Raw genomic sequence first — 6319 nt, 5'->3', positions numbered from 1 at the left:
TTCTGGTTCTACTCGCCTCTCGCGAGCAGGTGGACGCCGAAGAGCTCAGGAACGACGGTCTGTTGAGCGCCTCGGAAGGTGTCCGGCTGCGCCTCGTCGATGACCGCGTCGAAGTCGAGCGTGGGCACGACCTGCTCGGCAAGTAATCCTTCCGGCGTCGGGCCGGCGGCCATTGGAGCGTGTGATCCGACGGGTGGCCGGGCAGGCGTCAGCATTCAGAGGCACGGGACAGGGACGTGAGTAAACACAACCGCATCATGTGGTCGGAGGGGATGTTCCTCCTGCCCCAGCATTTTCAGTATCAGGACGAATTCCATCAGCGCCAGCTGGCCGAATCGCGCCGGGCCCAACACCCTTTCCAGTGGGGCGTGCAGGAGATCGCCTTTGACGAAGGTGCGCTCGAGCAGGGCACGTTGCGGTTGAGCCGACTCAAGCTGGTCTTCCCCGATGGCACTTTGATCGACGCGCCCCAGCACGACCCGCTTCCGCCGGGGCGCAGCCTCGAGGAGCTGGCACGCAATGGTGAGGTCAAGATCTACGCCGCCCTGCGTACGCTGGAACCCTGGTCGCCAAGCTATCTCGACCAGGATGCGCCACGCCACGGCGGGCGGCGCTACGTCCAGCGCTTCGAGACGCGACCCGATCTCAACGAGGGCTCGCTGGAGAACGAGCTGGGCACGCTCGAGCTCAACGCCACGCTGTTGATGGAAGGGGACAGCTTGGATGGGTTCACCCATTGCCCGATCGCGCTGCTCAAGCGCAACGCCGCCGGTGGCTTCAATCTCGAGAGCGAGCGATTCATGCCGCCGGCGCTTCATATCGATGCCGTCTCGCTGCCATTCGACATCGCCAACCGCCTGATCGGCATGCTGCAGGCGCGAAGCGAGGCGCTGTCCGGCCGCCGCCGCGAGCGCGCCGATCAGGTGGCGGAGTTCGGCTCCAGCGACGTCACGCTGTTCTGGCTGCTCTACACCATCAATCGTGCCTATCCGCAGCTGGCGCACTTGTTGGCGCATCCCCGACTGCACCCCGAAACGCTCTATCGCTTTCTGGCCGAGTTCGCCGCCAGCCTGATGACGTTTTCCATGTCCCACAAGCTGGCGGACATCCCGGACTACGACCACCGCGACCCGGCGCCGGCCCTGCTGGGGCTGGAAAGCGTGGTGCGGGAGTTGCTCGAGATCGTGGTGCCCAACCAGTACATCCCCATTCCGCTCGAGCAGACGCGGCCTTCCTACTATGTCGGGCGGCTCAACGACGCTCGACTCAAGAACGCCGATTTCTACATCAGCGTCCACGCCGACATGCCGGGTGCGCAGATCCTCGAGCTGGTCCCCCGCGCCTTCAAGGTCGGATCGCCGGAGGATATCGAGGTGGTGGTCAATACCGCGATGCCGGGCGGTACGTTGACCCATGCTTCCCGCATGCCCAGCGCGATTCCGGTGCGGCTGGACAACCACTATTTTGCGCTCGAACCCCATGGCGCCGTTTACGAACGCATGATGGACGCCCAGGCGATCGCCTTTTACGTCCCCAGCGGATTCAAGAATCTCAGCATTGAACTGATGGCGGTAATGAAATGACCGAAGCCCTTGCTCATCCCTCCGAGATCGCCGAGCCGCAAACGCTCAAGACACTGTCGCGCGACTTCATCTCCATGGTCCTGATGGTGCGCCGCGGTCAGCAGGCCGAAAGCGTCGAGCGCTTTCTCGAACGTGTCGATCAGTGGCTGCGCGAATTCGAGGAGAAGGCCAGGGCCGAGAATTACAGCGCCGATGCCGTGAAGGACGCCCAATACGCCCTTTGTGCCTTCCTCGACGAGAGCGTGCTCAAGGGCGGGGTGGGCAATATCCGCGAGCATGTCGAGCTGCACCCGTTCCAGTACCGCTATTTTGGCGTGCATCTCGCCGGCGAAGGTTTCTACGACCGCCTCGACAGTCTGCGCAGCGACGTGCGCGCCAATCTGGACGTGCTCGAGGTCTATCACCTCTGCCTCGCGCTCGGCTTCGAAGGCAAGTACAGCCTGGAGAACCGGGACCAGCTGCGCTACATCGCCAATACCCTGGGGCAGGATATCGCCCGCTACCGGCAGCAGAGCGACGAGCGCAACGAGAGCTGGAAGCTGCCGGATCAGGTCGGCCAGCTGTTGCGTTACGAGATCCCGTTGTGGGTCTACCTGCTGGGAATCGTGTTGGTCTGCCTGATCGTCTACGGCGGGCTGCGCTGGTGGCTGGGCAGTGAGACCGACTCGCTGGTCGAGCAGATCCGGCAGCTCTTCAATTCCACCCGCTGACGAGCGAGTTTGACGATGCGTTTTCTTCGATTCCTGCGCTCGCTGAAAGGCTTCTGGCCACTCTCCATCGTGCTGCTGCTGATGGGGCTGGCACTTTGCGCGCTGATTCTGCCGCTGCTGACGCAAGAGCGTGAACTGGTCTTCATCGCCATGGCGCTGGTGGCCGCGCTGTGGCTGCTAGTCGTGGTCATGCGCCAGTATCACCGCATCCGCGCCGAGCGCAGCATCGAGAATCTGGTCGAACTCGAGGTGCACCGCGAAGCGGCCGAGAGCGAGACCGGCGATTACCAGATTCTCAGCGACCGCCTCAAGCACGCCATGGCGATGCAGCGCGCGGCGCGTTCGGTCGATGGCGGCAAGGCCTCGCTCTACGAATTGCCGTGGTATCTGGTGATCGGCATGGCAGCCTCCGGCAAGACCTCGCTGCTGACCCGTTCGTCGCTGGCGGCGACCATGGCCGGCGGCAGCAATCTTTCCGCGGTGAGCGGGACACAGCACTGCGACTGGTACTTCAGTCGCGAAGCGGTGATGGTCGATACCGCCGGGCGCTACCTTGTCGAGGACCGGCCTGCCAGCGAGTTTGCCGACTTTCTCAAGACCCTGCGCAAGCAGCGTCGCAAGCCGGCGATCAACGGTCTGGTGCTGGTCGTCAGCCTTCCCGAGCTGCTCGAGCAGTCGCGGCAGGAAGCCCATGCCCTTGCCGAGCAACTGGTGAGCCGGGTGGTCGAGTATCGTCGCTGTCTGGGCATCAACCCCCCTGTCTACCTGTTCTTCAGCATGACGGACCTGCTGCCCGGCTTCACCAGCACCTTCGAGGCGCTGGATGCCACCGAGCGCCAGCGTCCGTGGGGGCTGACCTTCTCGCTGGACGAGCTGCGTCGAGAAGGTGTGATCAGCGCCTTCCAGCGCCGTTTCCCGAGGCTGGTCGCGAACCTGCGTCAACGCGTCGACCGGCGGATGATAGAGGAGGGGACCGACGCCGACAGCGAACTGCTGCGCTTCCCCGACTACTTCGCCGAATTGTTCGGCGTGCTGAGCGACTTCCTCGAGCAGTTCGACATTCCCCAGCAGGGCGAGCAGGCGCCGGTATTGCGAGGCCTCTATTTCACCAGCGCCTTGCAGTCCGGCCCCGCGCTCCCGCCGTTGCTGGATGATCAGACTCGCGCCGAATTCGCGCTCGCGCCGAGCGAGACCGGCACGACGGCGCCTCATGCCGGGGAGAAGAGCTACTTCATCACCGACACCTTCCGTGAGGTGGTCTTCCCCGATCGCAACCTGAGTCTCTACTACTCGCACCGGGGTGAGCGGCGCACGCTGCCGACGTTCATGATCGGCACTCTGGGGGCGCTCGGCGTCGCGGCCATCGCGGCCCAGGGCTGGTCAGCCTACAACAACAAGCTGTGGGTCGATCATATTCAGCACCGTCTGGATGAGATCATGACCGGCAACAGCACCGGTCGCCTCAAGCCCCACGAACGCCGCGAGATGCTAGGCGACCTGGAACAGCAGCTGGCCGCCATCGAGCGGCATCGCGAGAACGGCGTGCCCCTAAAGCTGGATCTGGGGCTCTATCAAGGGGAAGCCCTCCGGGAGCCGCTGAAACGGGCCTGGTCGGAGCTGCTCCGAGAGGATGTCCTCCAGCCTCTGGCGTGGCGATTGACCCGTCAATTGCGCTCCCTCGACAGTTTCGGCACCCCGGATGGGGACATCGACACAGCCAGCGCCGATGCCGAGCCGCGGGCCGCGGATGAGCGGGAAACCCGCCGCGATACCGGTGCGGTGGAAGCGCGTGGGCAGGCGATCGGTCGTGATGCCATGGATCGCATGCGTGAGCGTTCCACCTCGAGGCCCACGCTGGGCAGCGTGCCGACCAGTGCCTCGGAACTGGGTAGTCGCGCTCGCAGCGAGCTGCGCTCGCGGACCACGGACAGTGCCAGGGATGCCTGGTATTCCGCTCGCAGCAACGCGGAGACCGAGCTCGAGGAGGGATTGCGTGACCGCACCAGCGCGCTGGGGACAGCCGTGGGTGACAGCGATGGCGACGAATCGACACTGGCGCTTTCCGGTGAACAGGGCCCCTCTCTGTCCGAGGAGATGTTGACCCGGTTGAGCCAGGAGGATGTCGAACAACTGATCGAGAGCTACTCCTCGCTCAAGCTCTACCTGATTCTGACCGACCCGGCGGCGCACCGGGACCAGGGCGACTTCGTCGCGTCGGCGCTGCCACGGTTGTGGCAGGATGCGGTGCGGCGCCGCGGACTGTCCCGCACTCGCGACAGCATCATGGACAATGCCGCGCTCTACGTGCATTACCTGCAGCAGGGGACGGCGCCGGCGCTCGAGCGGGATGACAGCCTGGTCGCCGATAGCCGCGAGCGCCTCAATGCGTTTTTGATCGACAGCAGCCTGGTGGATCGCGAGTACCTGCGCTACCAGCTCGACGTCGAGGAGCGCTACGATCCGCTGACGCTATCCAGAATGGCACCGGAGATGCCCGGACGGCTGTTCTACTCCAGCCGCGCCGTGCCCGCCTTCTATACCCGGCAGGTCTGGGACGAGTATCTTCGTCCGGCGATCATTCAGACCGTGTCCGGCGACCTGCAGCGCGAGTCCGATTGGGTTCTCGATGACGAGGACGTCGACGATGCCGTCCAGTCCAAGGCGCGCTTCGTCAGCCAGTTGATGGCTCGCTACAAGCGGGATTACGCCATCGCCTGGGAGCGCTTCCTCGGCAATACCCACGTCTCCCGTTTCGATACGCTCGATCAGGCCAGTGACCGGCTGGCCGCGTTGAGCGACCTGCAGGGGTCGCCGTTGCGACAGGTGCTGGAAGCGGTCAAGGCCAACACCGGCTGGGACGATCCCAAGGCGACCGACGAACAAGGGCAGGCCGAAGGCAAGGCTCAGGACCAGAGTTTCTGGGGACGCGTGATGAGTGTCTTCGACGGTGGCGGCGGCAATGGGCCGGCGGTGGACCTGGCGACGTTGCCACGCATCAACGATGGGGCACTGGCGCGTCACTTCCGGCCGGTGACGCGGATGCTCTCCGCGGACGAGGCGACGGGAAGCGACAACTCCGTTCTCAACCAGTATCTGCTCGATCTGCGTCAGCTCAAGGTGCGAGTCGACAACGTCCGCAGCGCCCAGGACGTGGGGCGCAGCAGCAAGTCGCTCATCATGGCGACGCTCTCGGGCCAGCCCACCGAGATCAACGGCCTGCGCAACTTCGTGGCCTCCCGGGTGGCCACCTCGCGGGCGCCGCTGGTACAGGCCCTGGAACCGCTGTTCCGGACGCCGATCGAGGATACCTGGGCTGCGCTCAACGAACCTGCCAAGAATCAACTCAACGCCGCCTGGGACGACAAGATCGTCACGCCGTGGGATCAAATGGTGGCCGGCCGTTATCCGGTCAGCGACTCGGTCAACGAAGCTTCGGTGCGGGATCTGGAGTATTTCATCGATCCGGATCAGGGCGCGCTTTCCCAGTTCCGTCAGGACGAAATCGGCGACCTCGCCGGCTCGGGCAGCGGCCAGCGTTCACCGATGGTCGATCCACGCATGCTCTCCAGCATCGACGACGCCACGGCACTGGGACGCGTCATCGATAGCCTCTCGGACCTGCGCAACGGCTTCGAACTGCAGGTGAACCCCACCGCCGGGCTGACCGATATCATCCTGACGATCGATGGCCAGCGTCTGCACTATCGCAACAACACCCAGTCCTGGGAGCGGCTGACCTGGCCGGGCGATGGCGAATCCTTCGGGGCGCGCATGGATATCATCAACCGTAACGGGCAGCGTCACACCGTATTCGACTACCCCAACCGATGGGGCTTCCTGCGCATGATCGAGAGCGCCCATATCACCCCGATCGACAGCGCCCGTCAGCGTTTCAGCTGGCGAACCTACATGGGGACCGTGAGCTTCGATGTGCGCAACTTCGGTGGCGTGAAGATATCGGATCTGCGGCGCATCAAGTCTCTGAGCATTCCGCAGATGAGCCGGTGACGCCGGAGCGCCCACGGC

3 protein-coding genes are annotated in these 6319 nt (G+C 64.4%); all 3 read left to right on the top strand.

The features are described from left to right. Positions 1-236 precede the first annotated feature (236 nt). From tssK to AC3AYF_RS12090, 3 genes are read left to right on the top strand one after another with little or no spacing between them, the layout of a single operon-like run. Entirely contained in the window at positions 237-1583 is a 1347-nt protein-coding gene (tssK, locus tag AC3AYF_RS12100) for a type VI secretion system baseplate subunit TssK (protein ID WP_295039622.1), read from the top strand. Then, on the top strand, positions 1580-2293 hold the full coding sequence (icmH, locus tag AC3AYF_RS12095; RefSeq protein ID WP_295039619.1) for a type IVB secretion system protein IcmH/DotU: 714 nt from the start codon (positions 1580-1582) through the stop codon (positions 2291-2293). Before tssK ends, icmH begins: the two co-directional genes overlap by 4 nt. 15 nt (positions 2294-2308) lie before the next feature. Beyond that, a complete protein-coding gene (locus AC3AYF_RS12090) occupies positions 2309-6301 on the top strand; it encodes a type VI secretion protein IcmF/TssM N-terminal domain-containing protein (RefSeq protein WP_487779783.1) in 3993 nt (1330 codons plus the stop codon). Positions 6302-6319 lie beyond the last annotated feature (18 nt).

The sequence above is a fragment of the Salinicola sp. genome (assembly GCF_982684285.1).
Note: the sequence above shows the minus strand (reverse complement) of the source record. Positions and strands in the feature narration are given on the sequence as shown.